Source organism: Chryseobacterium hilariae (assembly GCF_051400735.1).
In the GTDB taxonomy this organism is placed as follows: domain Bacteria; phylum Bacteroidota; class Bacteroidia; order Flavobacteriales; family Weeksellaceae; genus Chryseobacterium.
In genome coordinates, this window is sequence record NZ_JBLFFJ010000001.1 from 1290601 (window position 1) to 1309392 (window position 18792).

16 protein-coding genes are annotated in these 18792 nt (G+C 38.1%); 6 read left to right on the forward strand and 10 right to left on the reverse strand.

Annotated elements, in window-relative coordinates:
* Positions 1 to 272: 272 nt before the first annotated feature.
* Entirely contained in the window at positions 273 to 809 is a 537-nt protein-coding gene (locus tag ACMGDK_RS05890; protein WP_436807076.1) for a nucleotide exchange factor GrpE, read from the forward strand.
* A gap of 105 nt (positions 810 to 914) precedes the next feature.
* A complete protein-coding gene (gene dnaJ / locus ACMGDK_RS05895; protein ID WP_436807077.1) occupies positions 915 to 2033 on the forward strand; it encodes a molecular chaperone DnaJ in 1119 nt (372 codons plus the stop codon).
* A gap of 93 nt (positions 2034 to 2126) precedes the next feature.
* Here dnaJ and ACMGDK_RS05900 read toward each other — a convergent pair whose 3' ends face one another.
* Positions 2127 to 3026: a DUF808 family protein gene (locus tag ACMGDK_RS05900; protein WP_436807078.1), complete on the reverse strand. Its 900-nt coding sequence runs from the start codon at positions 3024 to 3026 to the stop codon at positions 2127 to 2129.
* A gap of 102 nt (positions 3027 to 3128) precedes the next feature.
* Between ACMGDK_RS05900 and ACMGDK_RS05905 the strand changes: the two genes are divergently transcribed.
* Positions 3129 to 4574: a serine hydrolase gene (locus ACMGDK_RS05905; RefSeq protein ID WP_436807079.1), complete on the forward strand. Its 1446-nt coding sequence runs from the start codon at positions 3129 to 3131 to the stop codon at positions 4572 to 4574.
* 101 nt (positions 4575 to 4675) lie between these two features.
* Positions 4676 to 5545: an alpha/beta hydrolase gene (locus tag ACMGDK_RS05910; protein ID WP_436807080.1), complete on the forward strand. Its 870-nt coding sequence runs from the start codon at positions 4676 to 4678 to the stop codon at positions 5543 to 5545.
* A gap of 38 nt (positions 5546 to 5583) precedes the next feature.
* On the opposite strand, the gene ACMGDK_RS05915 is transcribed toward ACMGDK_RS05910, so the two are convergent.
* The 9 genes from ACMGDK_RS05915 to ACMGDK_RS05955 form a co-directional block, all read right to left on the reverse strand.
* Positions 5584 to 6279 carry a DedA family protein gene (locus ACMGDK_RS05915; RefSeq protein ID WP_436807081.1) on the reverse strand — a complete coding sequence of 232 codons (696 nt, stop codon included), beginning with the start codon at positions 6277 to 6279 and terminating at the stop codon, positions 5584 to 5586.
* Between the two features lie 87 nt (positions 6280 to 6366).
* Complete coding sequence (prfB, locus tag ACMGDK_RS05920) at positions 6367 to 7479, reverse strand: peptide chain release factor 2 (protein WP_426049043.1); 1113 nt, start codon at positions 7477 to 7479, stop codon at positions 6367 to 6369.
* Between the two features lie 211 nt (positions 7480 to 7690).
* Entirely contained in the window at positions 7691 to 8800 is a 1110-nt protein-coding gene (locus tag ACMGDK_RS05925) for an NAD(P)/FAD-dependent oxidoreductase (protein ID WP_436807082.1), read from the reverse strand.
* A gap of 119 nt (positions 8801 to 8919) precedes the next feature.
* Entirely contained in the window at positions 8920 to 10284 is a 1365-nt protein-coding gene (locus tag ACMGDK_RS05930; protein WP_436807083.1) for an AAA family ATPase, read from the reverse strand.
* A 124-nt stretch (positions 10285 to 10408) separates the two neighbouring features.
* On the reverse strand, positions 10409 to 11404 hold the full coding sequence (locus ACMGDK_RS05935) for an alpha/beta hydrolase (protein WP_436807084.1): 996 nt from the start codon (positions 11402 to 11404) through the stop codon (positions 10409 to 10411).
* 312 nt (positions 11405 to 11716) lie between these two features.
* Positions 11717 to 12808 carry a peptide-methionine (R)-S-oxide reductase MsrB gene (msrB, locus tag ACMGDK_RS05940; protein WP_436807085.1) on the reverse strand — a complete coding sequence of 364 codons (1092 nt, stop codon included), beginning with the start codon at positions 12806 to 12808 and terminating at the stop codon, positions 11717 to 11719.
* 20 nt (positions 12809 to 12828) lie between these two features.
* The gene (locus tag ACMGDK_RS05945; protein WP_436807086.1) at positions 12829 to 13272 is read right to left on the reverse strand and encodes a DUF417 family protein; all 444 of its coding nucleotides are present in this window, start codon (positions 13270 to 13272) and stop codon (positions 12829 to 12831) included.
* Positions 13273 to 13350: 78 nt separating this feature from the next.
* Positions 13351 to 13623 carry a hypothetical protein gene (locus ACMGDK_RS05950; protein WP_436807087.1) on the reverse strand — a complete coding sequence of 91 codons (273 nt, stop codon included), beginning with the start codon at positions 13621 to 13623 and terminating at the stop codon, positions 13351 to 13353.
* Positions 13624 to 13635: 12 nt separating this feature from the next.
* Entirely contained in the window at positions 13636 to 14190 is a 555-nt protein-coding gene (locus tag ACMGDK_RS05955) for a sigma-70 family RNA polymerase sigma factor (RefSeq protein ID WP_436807088.1), read from the reverse strand.
* A 308-nt stretch (positions 14191 to 14498) separates the two neighbouring features.
* Between ACMGDK_RS05955 and alaS the strand changes: the two genes are divergently transcribed.
* Positions 14499 to 17102: an alanine--tRNA ligase gene (alaS, locus tag ACMGDK_RS05960; protein WP_436807089.1), complete on the forward strand. Its 2604-nt coding sequence runs from the start codon at positions 14499 to 14501 to the stop codon at positions 17100 to 17102.
* A gap of 191 nt (positions 17103 to 17293) precedes the next feature.
* On the forward strand, positions 17294 to 18775 hold the full coding sequence (locus ACMGDK_RS05965) for a hypothetical protein (RefSeq protein WP_436807090.1): 1482 nt from the start codon (positions 17294 to 17296) through the stop codon (positions 18773 to 18775).
* The last annotated feature ends 17 nt before the right edge of the window (positions 18776 to 18792 follow it).

Here is an 18792-nt window from a genome sequence, read left to right on the forward strand (position 1 = left end):
TATAGTGAATATTGAATCGGCAATTGTGAATTTTATAACAGCCGGTAATTGACCATTAACTTGCATAGCAAAATTGACCTTTCACAATTAAAAGTGTAATGAATCGTGAATAGTCAATTGTGAATTTTTTAACAGCCGTTAATTGACCATTGACTTGCACAGCAAAATTGACCATTCACAATCAATCAGCTTCTCCATTTTCTGCCTTAATGTCCATTTTTTTGTATTTGGCAGGTTCTTTGTCAATCAATTCTTTAAATAAATATTGAATTATGGAAAACCAGGATATTAACGAAGAAAGCATCAATAATCAGGAAGTAAACAACATTCAGGACGAAGCGGGATCTGAGGACAATGTGACAGCTAAACCTTCTGCAGAAGAACTTTTGGCAGAAGAAAAGGACCGTTATATCAGATTGTACGCTGAATTCGAAAATTATAAAAAAAGAACAGCCAAAGAGAAGATGGAGTTCTTCCAGTATGCCAATCAGGATATGATGGTTTCTATGCTGGGAGTTTTGGATGACTTCGAGAGAGCGTTAAAAGAAATTGCTAAAAACGGAAATGCATCTGACCTTCAGGGTGTGGAGCTGATTTATCAGAAATTTAAAAACAGACTTACTGAAAAGGGGTTAAAAGCTATGGAAGTTAATGCAGGTGATACCTTCAATGTAGATTTCCATGAAGCAATTACTCAGATTCCTGCTCCATCTGAAGATTTGAAAGGCAAAATCGTAGATGTTATTGAAACAGGATATACTTTAGGTGATAAAGTAATCCGATTTGCAAAAGTAGTAACAGGAAACTAATATTAAATGAATGATAAATGGTGATAGATAATTGATTGGCAGCAGGCTTTAAGCCATACGCAATAGGCATCAGTTATCATTTATCAGTAATCAATTATAATCAACATGTCAAAAAGAGATTATTACGAAGTTCTTGAGATCAGTAAATCTGCATCAGCTGACGAGATAAAGAAAGCATACCGAAAAATGGCCATTAAATATCACCCGGATAAAAATCCAGGAGATAGAGAGGCCGAGGAAAAATTTAAGGAAGCAGCAGAAGCTTATGAAGTACTGAGCGACGACCAGAAACGTGCCAGATATGACCAGTTCGGCCATGCCGGGATGGGTGGTAATGGTGGTTTCGGAGGCGGAGGCTTCGGCGGAGGTATGAACATGGAGGATATTTTCAGCCAGTTTGGAGATATTTTCGGTGGTGGCTTTGGCGGTTTTGGTGGAAATGGCGGAGGACGTCAGCAGGTGAAAGGTTCCAACTTAAGAATTAGAATCAAGCTGAGCCTTGAAGAAATGGTGAACGGAACACAAAAAACCATCAAAGTAAAAAAAATGAAGATGGCGGAAGGTGCCACTTCAAAAGTATGTCCAACCTGTAACGGTTCCGGTGTGCAGCTCAAAGTAATGAACACGATGTTCGGGCAGATGCAGACGCAGACTACCTGCGGTACCTGTCAGGGAATCGGGAAAGTAGCGGATAAAATCCCTGCCGGAGCTAATGCACAAGGACTAATTAAGGATGAGGAAGAAATTTCCATCAATATTCCTGCAGGTGCTAGAGACGGGATCCAGCTTAATGTAAGAGGAAAAGGAAATGACGCTCCTTTTGGCGGAATTCCGGGAGACTTATTGGTAATCATTGAAGAAGAAGTAGATAAAACAATCAAGAGAGAGGGAGATAATCTTCACCAGGAATTATATGTCTCTTTTGCAGAAGCAGCCTTAGGAACTAAGAAAGAAGTTCCTACAGTAGGCGGTAAGGTGAAGATCACCATTGATCCGGGCACACAGTCCGGAAAGATCCTCAGATTGGCAGGAAAGGGTCTCCCAAGCATCGACAGCTATGGTAAAGGTGATATGTTCATCCACATTAACGTATGGACCCCGCAAAAGCTGACTAAAGAGCAGAAAGATTTCTTTGAGAAGCAAATGTCAAGTGGAGAAATGGTTGCAGAACCTTCCGGAAAGGAGAAAACTTTTTTTGATAAAGTAAAAGATCTATTCAATTAATATAGAAGGGCATTGCAAAGTGCCTTGTTATTCAAAACTAAAAAACTCAGCAGTCGTACTGCTGAGTTTTTTTATCGCTATATCTGTAATCTGTTATTTCTTAATTGCAAGTGAATAAATCTTCTTCCCTGCCGTAAAAATAGCTACAGCCCCTAATCCTCCTATAAGACCAAGAATAATTTCTTTTAAAATAGTCAGAAGCTCGCTAGAAGACCAGGAAGGTAAAATATGATGAAAAAATTCTATTCTATGAGCAAAAATACCGCCCGCTACCATAATTAAAGCAATTGTACCGATAACTCCCAAAGCCTTGATAACGATAGGCAAAGCTTTCACCAATAGATGTCCAAGCTTTCCAAAGAATCCTTTATCATTACTTTTTTTGATTAACTTAAAACCTGCATCGTCCATTCTTACAATCAAAGCAACAATTCCGTACACTCCCACAGTCGCAATAAATGCCACCAAACTCGTTACCAAAATCTGTGTAAGGAAAGGGTGGCTTTCTTCCAAAACTGTACCCAAAGCAATAATCACAATCTCAATTGATAAAATAAAATCTGTAGTAATTGCCGATTTTATCTTTGCTTTTTCTATGTCTTCGTCACTTTTTTCATCTTCAATAATTTCTTCCACAACTTCATGACCTTCCTTTTCGCGGTGAAAAAGAAATTCTATAATTTTTTCAACACCTTCAAAAGCCAAGTATAATCCTCCCAGAATCAATACATAATTAATGGCCGGAGCATACAGCCAGTTGAGAAAAAACACAACAGGCAGAATGATTAATTTGTTGATAAATGAGCCTTTTGTAATTGCCCACAAAACCGGGATTTCCCGTGAAGAAAGGAAGCCTGTGGCCTTCTCTGCATTCACAGCCAGATCATCTCCAAGAATACCCGCTGTTCTCTGTGTAGCTATTTTACTTGTAACTGCTACATCATCCATCAGCGCCGCAATATCATCTAAAATCGCAAAAAAACCAGATGCCATATTATTTTAATATTTTTTTAATAAACGTTAAGTCGAGCAAAAATAATTATTAAAATCTATTTTTATTTGATTCTGGATATTAATTTTAAATATTTTCTTCTGATGAACGGTTTAAATGAAAAAACTCTGCTTACTTTTACCCTGCTAAAAACCAATACTACCATGAGCTATAAACATTATATTCTTTTTTTAGGATGTATGACTTTTATATTCAGTACGTTTTGTTCTCCATTGAAATCCCAAAACAAAGCGGAAGGCAACAGAGAAAGCCTGGAAAAGAAACAGGAAATAGACACTATTATTAAAGCTTATTCTGTAATCAACAAATTTAACGGCACAGCGCTTATCCATCAAAACAAAATGATTTTCGAAAGATCTTACGGATGGCAGGATGCAGAAAAGAAAATCTCTAACCGAAATAACAGCATTTACCAGATTGCTTCTTTAACCAAATCTTTCACTGCATTGGTTATTGTCAAACTAAGTGAAGAAGGAAAACTCTCGGTGAAGGACCCAATCTCCAAATATATTGCAGATTATCCGAGAGGGAATGAAATTACTGTTGAACATCTGCTCGCCCACACGTCAGGAATTTATGAGCCGCTGCGAAACAAAGAATATTTCCGTCTTCTTCATACGGGCGAAAGTATCAGCCCAAACAAGGAAATCTCCTTTTTCAAGGACGAACCTTTAGATTTTGAACCGGGAAGCCAGTTTTCATATACCAATTCTGGATATATCCTGCTTGGAGTTATTATTGAAAAAATTACAGGCCTTTCTTATGAAGATGCTGTGAGAAAATTCATCTTAGACCCTCTGAAAATGAATCATACAGGCTTTGATTATCCGTCACTGAAAAGCCCGGATAAAACAATTCCTTATGCCTACCTTTCAAAAACAAGACAGGAAAAAACAGAAATATGGAACCCAGAATTAACAGCTTCTGCAGGACAGATTTACAGCACAGCTGAAGACCTTTACAAATATTATAAGGGACTCAGAGACTATAAGATTGTTTCTAAAGAAGCATTCAGGAAAGCAACAACACCTTTTCTAAGCGGCTACGGCTATGGTTGGTTCATTGATGATCTTTATGGAAAAAAAGTGATTAATCATGGTGGAAATATTGAAGGCGCAACAAGTTATTTTGCTATGATTCCTGCTGATGACATCTGCATTATACTGCTCAACAATATTACCAGCAAAAAGCTGGAAAAAGCTGGAAATACGATTCTGGGTGCGCTTTTAAATCAACCTTATGAGCTTCCAAAGCCAAAAAAAGAAATAATAGCGGACGATGCCATTCTTAAAAAATATGCGGGTAATTATAAATTGTCAGAAGATAATACAATCCATATTTTGTATGAAAATGGGCAGCTTTTTATTCAGAATAACAACGAACCAAAAGTAAGAATGCTGGCTGAAAATGACCATTCATTTTTTCTGCAGGATGATGACAGTGAAATTACTTTTATCTTCAAAGAGGGAGAAAAAGGCATAATTACCGTTAAAAAAGGACTTTCATCCAAAACAGGAGAGAAACTTTAAGTATTTTTATCTCATTTTTGTGTTATAAATATGCCTCATCACCTATCAAAAATCATTAACCGACAGTCTCCTTTCCTATAATTTTTCTGTAATTTTAATTAATGAAAAAACTCATTCTCAGATACCATTTTTTTGTTATAGGATGCCTTAGTTTCATGCTGCAGTCATGCAATACAAGATTCAGGGTCTGGGTAGGGACCGGCGGGCAGCAAAAAATATATAATTTAAAATACGGCGAGCATAAAAGGCAAAAAATGGATGTTTTTCTTCCATTGGATTATACAGAAGATACTCCTGTCGTTCTTATCATACATGGCGGTGCCTGGACTCTCGGAAGAAAGGAACATATGATCAAAATCCAGAAAATGCTTTTTGAACATAAGATCCCGAGTATCAATATGAATTACAGGTTGGTTTCAAAACGGAAAAATATCACGTATAAGCAGCAGCTGGAAGATATTGGCTCTGCGATTGAAAAGTTTAATTCTCTTGCAGAAAAAGCAGAGCTTCAGCCGGACAATTATATTCTGCTGGGAGAAAGTGCCGGCGGTCATCTTGCCCTGCTGTATGGCTACCAACACACTAAACAGATCAAAAAGATCATTTCACTGAGCGGCCCGACAGATTTTTACAGCCCGGAATACCTGAATTCATTTTATTCAAAATATACCTCTCCAACTTTCCAAAAAGTGGTAGGAACAAAATTCGACCGTAAAAATATATCTGAAGCTTTTAAGGAAGCGAGCCCGATCGCCAATATATCCAACGTTCCCACGTTATTGTTTCAGGGAAATAATGATTTTCTGGTGAATCAGCATCAGGGACTGTCCATGGATTCTGCACTTACCAGGCAAAATGTACCTCACAAGCTCATCTTTATGGAAAAGACAGGCCATGTTCCGAGGTTTTTCAGCAAAATAAAAAGAGACAGCATTATCTATCCGAATATTCTGGAATGGATAAAAAAATAACCTGCCGGAAAGCAGGTTATCTATATTTTTTTGTATTCTTATTCAGAATCTTTGTCTTCGTATTTAGAGAAGTCTTCTTTCTTACCGAAAACAAACTTGATGATTACCGGAAGTGTTGTTACCAGAACGATGATAATAATAATCAGTTCCAGCTTCTCTTTTAGATTGATTCCGAACTGCTCCTGGAAAAGCTTGTCCAGATAATGTCCGGCAAATATGAGGATAAACGACCAAAGAATGGCCCCGATAATATTATCTCTCAAAAATTCTTTTTTGTCCATTTTCACAATACCTGCAACAATTGGAGTAAAGGTTCTTACCACCGGTAAAAATCTGGCCATGATGATCGCCAATGCTCCGTGCTTTTCAAAAAAGTCATGGGCCTGATAAAGATATTTCTTTTTAAACAGCATGGTATCCTGCTTTTTGTATAAAGCAGGACCGGTTTTCACTCCAAAGTAATAACCCACCTCATTTCCTATAATTGCAGCAAGCGCTACACAGGAAGCCAGAATGGTTGTATCCAGAAAATCGCTCCCCGTGGATCCGAAAGTCGCTTTGATGATATCAACAGCATAAATTCCTGATACAAACAGTAATGAATCTCCAGGCAGGAAAAATCCTATAAAAAGACCTGTTTCAGCAAAAACAATAAATAAAATAAGCCAGAACCCACCCATTTTGATATAAAACTCGGGGTTCAATAAATCTCTCCAGCTATTGAAATCTTCCATATATAACGATTAACAACAAAAGTAAGTGTAAAAAGTCTTAAACAAAAATTAATTATAAGATTTTAACTAAAATAAGGACATGATATTTTACAAGTCCATATCATCGTCTGAAACAGCGGTACCATCGGCCATAAGGAAGGCTTTTAAGAATGGTGTAAGATTTCCGTTCATGACGGAATCCACATCTGAAGTTTCGTGACCGGAACGAACGTCTTTCACCAGTTTATACGGATGCATCACATAGTTTCTGATCTGGCTTCCCCACTCTATTTTCATTTTATTGGCCTCTATCTCGTTTCTTGCTTTCATACGTGCCTCAAGCTCCATTTCATAAAGTCTTGAACGAAGGAGCTGCATGGCTTTTTCTTTGTTCTGAAGCTGAGAACGGGACTCGGAGTTTTCAATGATAATCCCGGTTGGCGCGTGGCGAAGACGTACGGCAGTTTCTACCTTGTTTACGTTCTGTCCTCCGGCTCCGGAAGATCTCATGGTTTCAAATGAAATATCAGCAGGGTTGATATTGATTTCGATGGTATCATCTACTAAAGGGTAAACATATACTGAAACGAAACTGGTATGGCGTTTTGCGTTACTGTCGAAAGGTGAAATTCTTACCAGCCTGTGTACTCCGTTCTCGCCTTTCAGATATCCGAAGGCATATTCACCATCAATTTCCAGTGTCACGGTTTTCACTCCGGCGACCTCGCCTTCCTGATAGTTTAGTTCGCGAATTTTGTAGCCTTGTTTTTCAGCCCACATGGTATACATTCTCATCAGCATCGAAGCCCAGTCGCAACTTTCCGTACCACCAGCTCCCGCCGTGATCTGAAGAACAGCAGAAAGCTCATCTCCTTCATTGGAAAGCATATTTTTAAATTCCAGGTCTTCTATTTTTTCTACAAGCTTAGGAAATGTTTCATCCAGCTCTTTTTCGGAATCGGGATCTTCTTTAGCAAATTCTGCCAACACCTGCAGATCTTCAAATTGGGTACTGATCTCTTCATAATCCTCTACCCATCTTTTTTTGGAACGGAGTTGCTTCAGAAAGACTTCAGCTTCTTTTGGACTGTCCCAAAATTCCGGAGCAGCGGTTTTTTCATCATCATTTGCTATTTCGATCTTCTTTTTTTCGATCTGAAGGTATTTATATAAGTCTGTAATTCTAGACTGAACTTCTTTTATCTGGTCGTTGTTGATCACGAATTTTTTATTTTATGCAAAAATACGGAATTCTTTTGTGAGTTGGGAAGTGGGTTTGAGAGTTCTGGTGTAGGTGAGTTTTGAGTATGAGTTGGGATACGACGATGCAAGTTTAGTATTATTTTATTAATATCATTCTTTTAATTCACAATTCATCCATTGCCCATTCATTTGGGGCAGCAAAATTCACCATTGACAAACTTTTCACCTTCTATCCAATCATTCCGGCTATTATTTCCCCTATCTTCGGAGCCAGTGCCACTCCCATTCCTGAAAGCCTTACGGCACAGTACTGTCTTTCTGAAAGCTGTTTCACAATTGGTGTTTTTTCTGAACCCATGGCCATAATTCCTGACCAGCGGAGCGCAATCTTAAAATCTTGCTCTGGTAAAATAACTTCTTTTAAAAAGGTTTCCAAATGTTTCTGTAGGAATCCTGTGGTTTCAAAAGCTGTTGTTTCTTCAGTTCTAAAATCCTGATTCCGTCCTCCTCCCAAAAGAACTCTGTTTCCCAGGTTTCTGAAATAATAAAACCCTTCGTCATAATGAAATGTTCCTTTCAATTTCAAGCCTTCAATTGGTTCCGTCAAAAGAATCTGTCCCCGTGCGGGAATAATTTCCTCTTTTTCAAGAAACTTTGAGCTGAAAGCATTGGTACAATAAATAATCTGCTCAGCTTTTACAGAAAGATCCTCCGAAAGACAGATCTCGATTTCCCCTGTAATTTCATTAATGCTTTTCACTTCTGTTCCAAAAAGAAATTCGACTTTCAGTTCATAACATTTTTCTAAAAGCTTCTGCAATAATTTTCCGGAATGAAGGCTTCCTTCGCAGGGATTTTCTACCAGAAATTCAGATTTTCCAAGCCCGAATTCCTGAATTTTCTCTTGGTTAAGGAAATAAGTTTTATCAAGACCGGTCATCTCTTTCAGCTTTTCATTAACGGTATCTAAATGTTCTAAAGGTTCAGCATTATTTAAAATTTCATAACCTCCGTTCAATTCAAAATCAATTTCATCACTGTTAAAATATCTTTTGATTTTCTGCAGACCTTCAAACCTCATCTTAACCAGCTCAAGTGTTTTTTCCCAGCCCATTTTCCGGGAATCAGCAATGACTTCCGTCAAGCTTCCAAAGCAGGCAAATCCTGCATTCCGGGTTGAGGCTCCCAGCGGAACGGTATTTCTTTCAATAATTAATACAGATTTTTCAGAATATTTTTCCTTAATGGATACAGCAGTCCAAAGCCCGGAAAATCCAGCTCCGATGATGACAATATCTCTTTTCCTGTAAAAGGTTTCCAGTTCCCAGATGCTGTTCATTTTTTTACAATGTATTGATATTTAAGGACCCAAACCAAGAGTCAAGATTTTAGACAAGATTTGTATCCTCAAACGCTATAGCGTCCAAACTCTCTTACTCTAAAACTCTCAAAACCCAATTACCCTTTTGCAACGTCATGTCCCTCTTCCCCATTATGCTGAAATCCGATTGCTCTTCTTGGTTCTTCAACGGCTTTATAGGTATCCAACTCTTTTTTCAGAGCCTGAATCCTGAATTTAAATTCGTCGAAATTATTAATAATGGTGTCTGCCAGGAACCTTGCGACCTGATCCAGGTATTCTCCGGTCAACTTTCCGGCAGCATCTCTCAGCGCCGCTTCCAAAAGTTTCTGATCGATCTTAAGGTTTTCATTCTTGGTCTGCTGATATTTGTTTTTAAGGCGTTTCTTCAGACTCTGTGTAAAATCAATAAGCATGGTATTACTGAATGCCTTCATTTTAGACGAAATCTCATGCCAGAACGGAACTTTATCAGCTTTATTATTTTTAAGAATTTTATAAAGAAGGGAATCTTCTTCAAGCTCTCTGGTCATCGCATACAGAATAATCTCTGAACGCTCTGCAGCATTGGGTGGAAATATAGGAATCATCACATCAAATCTTCCCGGAGCAAGAATTTCTTCATTAATCTCAGAAACGGAATTGGCGGAACCCACCATCAGCAGTTCTTCTTTCTCAAATTTCCCGATATAATGCAGGATCAGCTCCTGAGTTTCCAGATTACAGGAGGCAATGTCAGTTTCCGCTTTTCTTTCCATCATGATTTCATCAAAATCGTCGAGGAAAAGCAGGACTTTTTCTTCTTTCATCATGGTAAGCAGAAAATCATTAAAGTTGGTTTTATTCCCGTCTATGAAAGAGGTTCCCAAATAATGTTTTTTGACTTCTTTAAATTGATATCCGATAATCTCGGCAATTTTGGTCGCCCAGAATATTTTTCCGCTTCCCGGAGGTCCGTACAGAATAATTCCCGCAGGTTTATGTATTCCCCAGTCTTTGATCTGCTGAGGATTTAAGAATGGCTCTAAAACGGCTGATATATAAAAGAACAGATCTCTGTATCCGATAAAATCCCTGTGTTGAAGAGTAGTTTTCTGCCCGAAATAATCATAAACGAACTGATAATTGCCACCGAGCTTATTATCAATGCCATAACTTGAGATTGATGAACGGAAAAAGCCGTTATCAAAAATATTGGGATTTCCTTCTTTAATTGCTTCTTCGATTTTTTCTTTGGGCTGATTGATCACCTCAGCAATCTGCTCCAGGGTTTTATTTTTGTCCAGATCTTTCTCATAAAGCTTCAAAAAATCCAGGTTTTCGCGGGCAAACTTTTCGAAATCTTTCTTCACTTCAAAGTTTGTACTGATGCATACCCCCAGCTCAAGATCAAAATCCTGGATAAACTGTTTGATGGCTTCTGCCGAAACGTTAAGCTCCTTAGCTAACTCAATTAACTTCATAAAACTACCGATTAATTCTATCAAATTTAATATTTTAATCTTAAAATCTATTGGAAAATATATTAAAGTTTAACATGAACTCACCCTGATATTATGAAGAAGAAAACAGGAAAGCAAAAGCCTTTTACTTAACCGTAACTTTTTTAACCATATCGTTTACAGCTTCTTCTATGATCTTCGGCTGGTCCTGATTAATATAATGCCCACTTTTTGCTACAATGATCTGTTTACTGTCGGTAGATAAATTCAACAGATCTTTCTGCATTTTGTCCCATGCTTCCAGCATCTCGTTCTTTAATTTCTGATCTTTAATAAAGCTGTTGTATCTTGTCTTATCACCTGCTGTAATTACACACAAAGGAATTGAGCCAAAAGAATTGATGGCGGCAGCTTCGGCTTTAATAGATTTCATATGGTCCTGTTCTTCCAAAGTAGCGTTGGCGCTTTTGTAAAGCAGCGCAGGCATTAGGGTATTTTGATAGGTATACTGAGGGCTGGCAGGAAACATATTTTCAAACATAAGTCTAGCCATACCAAAAGTATTTGCAAACTGGAGAAATCCTCCCGGAAGCCCTTGATTTACCATTTTATGCATTTCAGGTGACAGGTATTTTTCATCTGCCGGATACTGGCTGTCTACCAATATCACTCCTGCAACATCCGCCGGATATTTTTGTGCGAAAAAACGGGTAAGCATGCCTCCAAATGAGTGCCCGACAAGGATATAAGGTTTGGGTGCTTTTGATTTTTCGAGAAGCGAATGAAGTTCTTCTGCCATTTTCTCGCCTGTTTTAGGATTTGTTCCCCGTTCACTCCACAAAATTCCGGATCTGTCATAGGAAAATGTAGTATAATTTTTCGGAAGATCTTTCTGGATATGATACCATTGCAGATGACCCGCGGGATCGAAAGCTGTTTCGAAAACTACTGTAGGCCCGCCTTTTCCTTCCATCAGGTAATGCATCCTGTGATTTTCAACTTCTGCAAGCTGACCGTCCGGTTGAATTTTTTCAGCAATTGAACGGGATATTCTTTCAAAAATAAATCCGGTAATTAATAACAGGATGACGATTAAAAGCAAGGCCATTAACAGTCTTTTTATCCATTTCATGGTTTTCATAGTTTTGTTTTTTGATGTTTCCTCAATAGGTCTCTATTTCATAAAAATAGTTACATCCATAAAACAATGATACTGTGAATCTTGTTACATTAAATTTTGGTATAGTTCATTAGTAGGTTGCCTGGGTTTTAAAAATTGAAAGATTGAATAATTTAAAAAATTTTAATTGATTAAAAATTAAGTGGTCCTTTGGATCACTTTTTTTGGTTTGATCAGAGAAAGGGGCTCAAATATCCGCGCTATCCGTGAAATCCGCAAAAGAATTTGCATTTTAATCTAAAAAAGACCGCCTTTCAGCAGTCTATCTTCATATTATTTTTTATCCAGCAGAGAAATATAATCTCCGTAGCCTTTTTTCTCCATGTCAGCTTTAGGAATAAACTTCAGCGAAGCGCTGTTGATACAGTATCTAAGGCCGCCCTTATCCGCAGGACCGTCTGTGAAAACGTGTCCAAGGTGAGCATCTCCAGTTTTACTTCTTACTTCCACTCTTATCATTCCGGCAGATTTGTCCATTTTCTCGTCTATCAGTTTTTTGGTAATCGGTTTTGAAAAACTTGGCCATCCGCAACCGGATTCAAACTTATCGGTTGAAATAAATAGTGGTTCTCCGGTGGTAACATCTACATAGATCCCTTCGCGCGTTTCGTCCCAGTATTCATTCTGGAAAGGTCTTTCCGTTGCGTTTTCCTGGGTTACCTTATATTGTTCTGAGGTTAGTTTTTCTTTCAATACTTTTTTATCCTGCTTCTGGTATTTTGCTTTGGGAAGCGGGTTGGCGTTTTTAGCCATTTCAAAAAGTCCCGGCTCGATATGACAGTAACCTCCCGGATTTTTGCCGAGATAATCCTGATGATAATCTTCTGCTTTGTAGAAGTTTTTCAACGGAATTGTTTCTACTACAACCGGCTTGCTGAAATTCTTAGACAATTTTGCAACTTCTTCTTTTACAATCGCTTCTGTGTTTTTATCTGTAGAATAAATCCCTGTTCTGTACTGATCTCCCCGGTCATTTCCCTGTTGGTTTAAACTTGTCGGATCAATCGTTTTAAAATACAAATCAATCAGCAGCCTAAGATCAACCTGTTCAGGATCATATTTCACTTTTACCGTTTCAGCAAAACCTGTTGTATGACTTACAACCTGCTCATACGTCGGGTTTTTAACATTCCCGTTTGCATAGCCAACTTCAGTTCCCACCACACCACGAATTTGTTGAAAAAAGTGCTCTGTTCCCCAGAAACATCCACCTGCAAAATAAACTTCTTTTACATTTTTACTGTCCATAATGGTCTCATTTTCTTTTTTAGTTTCAGTGGATTTCATTTTTTTTGAATTTCCACAACTCATTGCAAATACTCCTATTCCCAGAATCATTCCGAGTAATATTAATATATTTTTCATTTTTATCTTTTTATTTGTATTCATTTTTTTTGAAATATCATTAATCCAAATCCTAAAAGCATTAGGTCTTTCAGAATAAAAAAATCTGTGACAGGAACACCGTCCACTATTTTCCAGATTCCGGGAGTGGTAAAAAGATAGCTCAATGTTACCAGAAATGTCATAATCATCCCGATCCCGGCATACTTTCTTAGAGATGCAAATTTCACACTAAATATCAGTAATAATGCAATGATAATTTCTATCACTCCAATAGCATTTGACACGATCTGTACACTTGCTATTTTATATACGAAAAAAGTAAGGAAATGGTTTTCGACCAGAGGTTTAATAGCAGCAGCTTCTGTGGGAGTAAATTTAAAGATTCCGATCCAGAGTAAAATAAACGCGGCACCAAAAAGCGAAATATAATATCCTGTTTTGTAAGTCTGCGATTCTACGTTAAGTTGTGATGTTCCGTTCATGTCTTAAGATTTTGAATGATACTTTATTATTTTCAAAAGTATAGTCGGAGGCATTTCAAAATCCTGACAATATTTCTTCTAAAGATTTAATTTTTCTAAAACTTTATTTTTAACAACCTGAATATCAGAATCATTAATTTCAGTTTTATCTTTTTGAGAAAGTCTCCGTTTTAAAATATCATCTAAAATTTGCAGTTTCTCTTCATAAGCTCTGCACCATTTACAGATCTTCAGATGCATGGAAAGCTGCCAGTCTTCCTTCTGGGAGATCGCTTTGGCATTCCTTTTTTCCATCAGCATCGTTGCTTTGCTACATGGCAGGAACAGAATATGAATAAATTTTCTCAACATTTTATGATATGGTTATAAGTTTGCAAACCAGTTGACCTCCAGGCATTCCCTCAGCTGCATTCTGCTTCTCTGAAGAATCTTCCATAGATTGGTCGCAGAAATCTGCAATTCCTGACTCACTTCCGGTGCTTTTTTTTCCTGAAGATAATACATTTTCATCGGAATCTTCCATCTGATGGGCAAATCCTCAATACAATCTTCAAGCGTTTTATTAAAATCTTTATTATCCAAAAGCTCAGATTCTTTCTCCGAAACATTCCAGTCATTCAAAACACCGTCATTCTTCCAGGAACCTGTCTCATCAAAGAAATGATCCAGTCTGATCTCTGGTTCTGATTTATATTTTTTCCGGTAAAAATCAGCAGCTTTCCTATTTAAAATAGCTGTCAGCCAAGTCAGCGGCTGGCTTTTCCCTTCAAAAGAATTATAAGACGAATAGGCAGCCAAAAAGACCTCCTGAACCAAATCTTCTGCTTCCAATTTATCTGAAAGCAGGTAAGCTGCCCTTTTCAGAAGAGGTCCGGAATACTGTTCTACCCAGCTTTTCAGTACTTCGTTTTTCGTCATTTTTTATTCTTTAATATCATAAAAAACTCATTTTATTGATTGCGCAGATCATTATATTCAGGCTTCGAAATCATAAAATCTATCAGGTCTTTATTTAATATTAAAACGAATATAAAAAGTTAAATGATAATATACAAAGTTTTATTACAAACGTCATTGCGAACTGCAGGTAAAGCAATCCAACAAGATATAAACACTTCCCACTCTACACCATTCAAAACATAGCATAAAATTATTTACAAATCGCTTAAAAACATTAAATTTGCATCTTATCAAAAATTTGATAGTTTTAAAAGCAAAGCAATACTATGACATCACAAGAGATACGTCAAAAATTTTTAGATTATTTTAAAAGTAAAGACCACCTTATCGTTCCTTCAGCTCCTATCGTGCTGAAAGACGACCCTACCCTTATGTTTTCCAACTCGGGAATGACGCAGTTCAAAGATTTTTTCTTAGGCTACAAAACGCCTACGGCCCCAAGAATTGCCGATACACAGAAATGTCTTAGGGTTTCCGGAAAACATAATGACCTGGATGATGTGGGAAGAGATACATACCACCACACCATGTTTGAAATGTTGGGAAACTGGTCTTTCGGTGATTATTTCAAAAAAGATGCTATTGCTTTTGCCTGGGAATTACTCACTGAAGTATTCGGAATTCCCAAAGAGAACTTATATGTAACGATTTTCGAAGGAGATGCTTCTGAAAATCTTGAAAGGGATCAGGATGCTTATGATTTCTGGAAATTATACATTTCGGAAGACAGAATTATCAATGGAAATAAGAAGGATAATTTCTGGGAAATGGGAGAAAGTGGACCATGTGGACCGTGTTCAGAAATCCATGTTGACCTGAGAACTCCGGAAGAAAAAGCTAAAGTGTCAGGACTTGATCTTGTCAACAATGATCACCCACAGGTTGTGGAAGTATGGAATCTGGTTTTCATGGAGTTCAACAGAAAGGCGGACAAATCTCTGGAAAAACTTCCTGCACAGCATGTGGATACAGGAATGGGCTTCGAGCGTTTGTGTATGGCACTTCAGGGCAAATCTTCGAATTATGACACCGACGTTTTCACTCCGCTTATTGCTAAAGTGGAAGAACTTTCAGGTAAAAAATATACAGGAATTTTAGAAGACGAAAAAGATATTGCGATCCGTGTTGTAGTAGACCACATCAGAGCGGTTGCTTTTGCGATTGCAGACGGACAGCTTCCTTCAAACGGCGGTGCGGGCTATGTGATCAGAAGAATTTTAAGAAGAGGAATTTCTTATTCTTATAGATTCTTAGGCATGAAAGAGCCTTTCCTTTATAAGCTTGTTGCTGTACTCCAAGAGCAAATGGGTACTTTCTTTCCTGAAATTGAAAAGCAGGGGAAACTGGTTTCTGAAGTAATCAAAAGTGAGGAAGATTCATTCTTAAAAACTATTGAAAACGGGCTGATCAGAGTTGAAAAATTAATTCAGCAGACCATTGCAGACGGCTCAAAAGTATTACCAAGCGAAGAAGTTTTTGAATTATATGATACTTACGGGTTCCCGGATGATTTAACCCGAATTATCGCAGAGGAAAAAGGCTTAACCATTGATGAAGCTGGATTTAAGGCAGAAATGGAAAAGCAGAAACTCCGTTCTAAAGCTGATTCTGCTCAGAAAGTTTACGATTGGGTAACTTTAGAAGAAAGAGATGAAAACTTTGTAGGGTATGATCAGATTGAAGCTGAAACCTATATTACAAGATACAGAAAAGTAGAAAATAAAGACGGAGAATTTTACCAGGTGGTACTGAGCAGCTCTCCTTTTTACCCGGAAGGCGGTGGCCAGGTAGGCGACAAAGGCGTTCTGGAAAATGCTGTTGAAAGCTTTGAGGTTTTAGAAACTAAAAAAGAAAACGGACTGATCATTTCTTTGATCAACGGTCTTCCTAAAGATGCAGGAGCTGTTTTTTATGCTAAAGTGGATGCTGCTGACAGAAAAAATTCCCAGGCCAACCATTCGGTAACCCACCTTTTACATGAGGCATTAAGAGAGGTTTTAGGAGCACATGTAGAGCAGAAAGGTTCTTACGTAGGTCCTGATTATCTTCGTTTTGACTTCTCTCACTTCAATAAAATGACGGAGGAAGAATTGGCATTGGTAGAAGAAAAAGTAAACCACAAGATCAAAGAAAGCATTGCTTTACAGGAATTCAGAAGTATTCCTATCCAGGAGGCTTTGGATAAAGGAGCAATGGCCTTGTTCGGTGAAAAGTACGGTGACAGTGTGAGAATGATCCAATTTGGAAGCTCTAAGGAACTTTGCGGGGGAACTCACGTAAAAAATACAATCGAAATCGGTCATTTCAAAATTACTTCCGAAGGTTCAGCAGCTGCAGGGATCAGAAGAATTGAAGCCATTTCAGGAGATAAATCTGAGGAATACTTCAGAAATCTGGAAAATCAGATTCATGAGCTTTCTCAATTACTAAAGTCTAAAGATGTGGTAAGATCTATTGAAAAACTGATTGAAGAAAACGCGTCTTTAAAATCCGAAGTGGAAGCCCTTAAAAAGGAAAAAGCAAAAGGCGAAATCAGCGAATGGAAAAACGCGTACGAGCAGAAAGGGAACAAACAGTTATTGGTTAAGAAAACTTCTCTGGATGCAGGTTCTGTAAAAGATATTGTTTTCCAGCTGAAAAGAGAAATCCCATCTTCAGTAACGATTATTCTTTCCGATGCAGACGGAAAACCAATGATCACCGTTGGAGTTTCTGAAGATCTGGCAGCAGATTATCAAGCCGGAGCTATCGTAAAAGACCTGGCAAAAGAGATCCAGGGCGGCGGCGGCGGAAATCCGGGCTTTGCAACGGCAGGAGGTAAAAATCTTGATGGTCTGGAAAATGCCTATCAAAAAGCGTTGAATATTTAGGATTAATCCTCTTATCATAAACATTAGAACTCCTGAGATTTTCAGGAGTTTTTTTTATTTATAACCATTCTAATTATTGATCTTATCTTAACAAAGCATTACCTAAACTTAAACTATTTGTTGCGTCCCCTTAAAATATAATTCACAATAGACCTTTAGTTTTGCTACAATCGAAATTCAAAAAAGTAATTATGAAAATTAACAGAACTATCGGAGCTCTATTGTTTGCAGCTATGGCCTTTCAGAGCTGCAACGATGACAATAATGACGGTCAGAAAACCAATCCTGTCAATCAGGATATTAAAATTGAAAACTTTTCACAGGAGCCAGCCTTCGTTTATGGGATGACGGGTTTTGAAAATCTGAATATTACGACTTTGATTTCAAGTTCCGATATTCTTTCCGGAACACCCAATTTCGTGTTTGCAGGCCAGCCGGACGGAATGGGAATTATGAAAGATCCCAACTCGGACGGTTATTTGATGATTAACAACCATGAGATCACTCAATCTGTATCAAGAGTTTATTTAGATAAAACATTCAAACCTGTAAAAGGAGAATATATCCTAAACGGGATCGGAGGTATGACCAGATTATGTTCTGCTACCCTTGCGACTCCGGAAACCCACGGATTCAGTGCATTTCTTACTGCCGGTGAATCCGGTGAAGAAAGTATGGTTCATGCCATTAATCCACTGGCAGCTGCTTCTCAGGCATCCGACCAGACAAGGGTAAAACCTGCTTTAGGTAAAGCCTCAATGGAAAATGCAGTTCCGCTTCCTAAAGATATTTCAGGCGGAAAAACGTACATTATGATCGGTGAAGATCAGTCTTACTCTTCATCACACCAGTCTGCAGGACAGCTGATCATGTATGTTTCCAATACACAGGGAGATCTTGAGAACGGAAAATTATATGCTTTAAAGAGAACCAACAACAACTATACGGAAACCGATATGGTAAAAGGAAGTTCTTATGATGTGGAATTTGTAGAGATTTCCAATGCTAAAAATCTTACAGGAGCTCAGATCAATCAAAAGAATATTGATAATAATGCCATCCGCTTTTCAAGAGTTGAGGACGTAGATTACAGAAAAGGAGCTGGAAAAGGAAGGGAAATTTACTTTACGGCAACAGGGGAATCTTCAGACGGTGTGACTCCGAAACCGGGATTAACCATGTGGGGAAGAGTCTACAAGCTTGTTCTTAACGAAAACAATATGTTGGCTGGAAAACTGGAAGTGGCTGCAGAAGGAGATTCCAATCCGGGGCATAACCTGATCAATCCTGATAATCTTTGTGTAACTGAAAACTTCGTTTACATCCAGGAAGACGGGGATTCTTATTACACGGCAGCAGCCCACGATTCTTATATCTGGCAGCTGAATATTGCTACAAAACAGTACAAACCTTGGCTGAATATGAAACACAACAGATTGGATACAGCATGGCAGACCGCTTACAACCAGTCCGGAAACCTTCAGAAATTCGGTTCATGGGAATATGGAGCGATGGTTGACATCTCAGACATCATCGGAGTTCCAAATACCTTTACGGTAAACATCCACTCTCATACATGGCAGAAAGATAAATTTAAAAATGCTGACGGTGCGGGCGTGAATACCAACAAAGAAGGCGGGCAGATTGTAATCATCAGAAACGTAGAGAAATAATTTTAGATATCCCATAA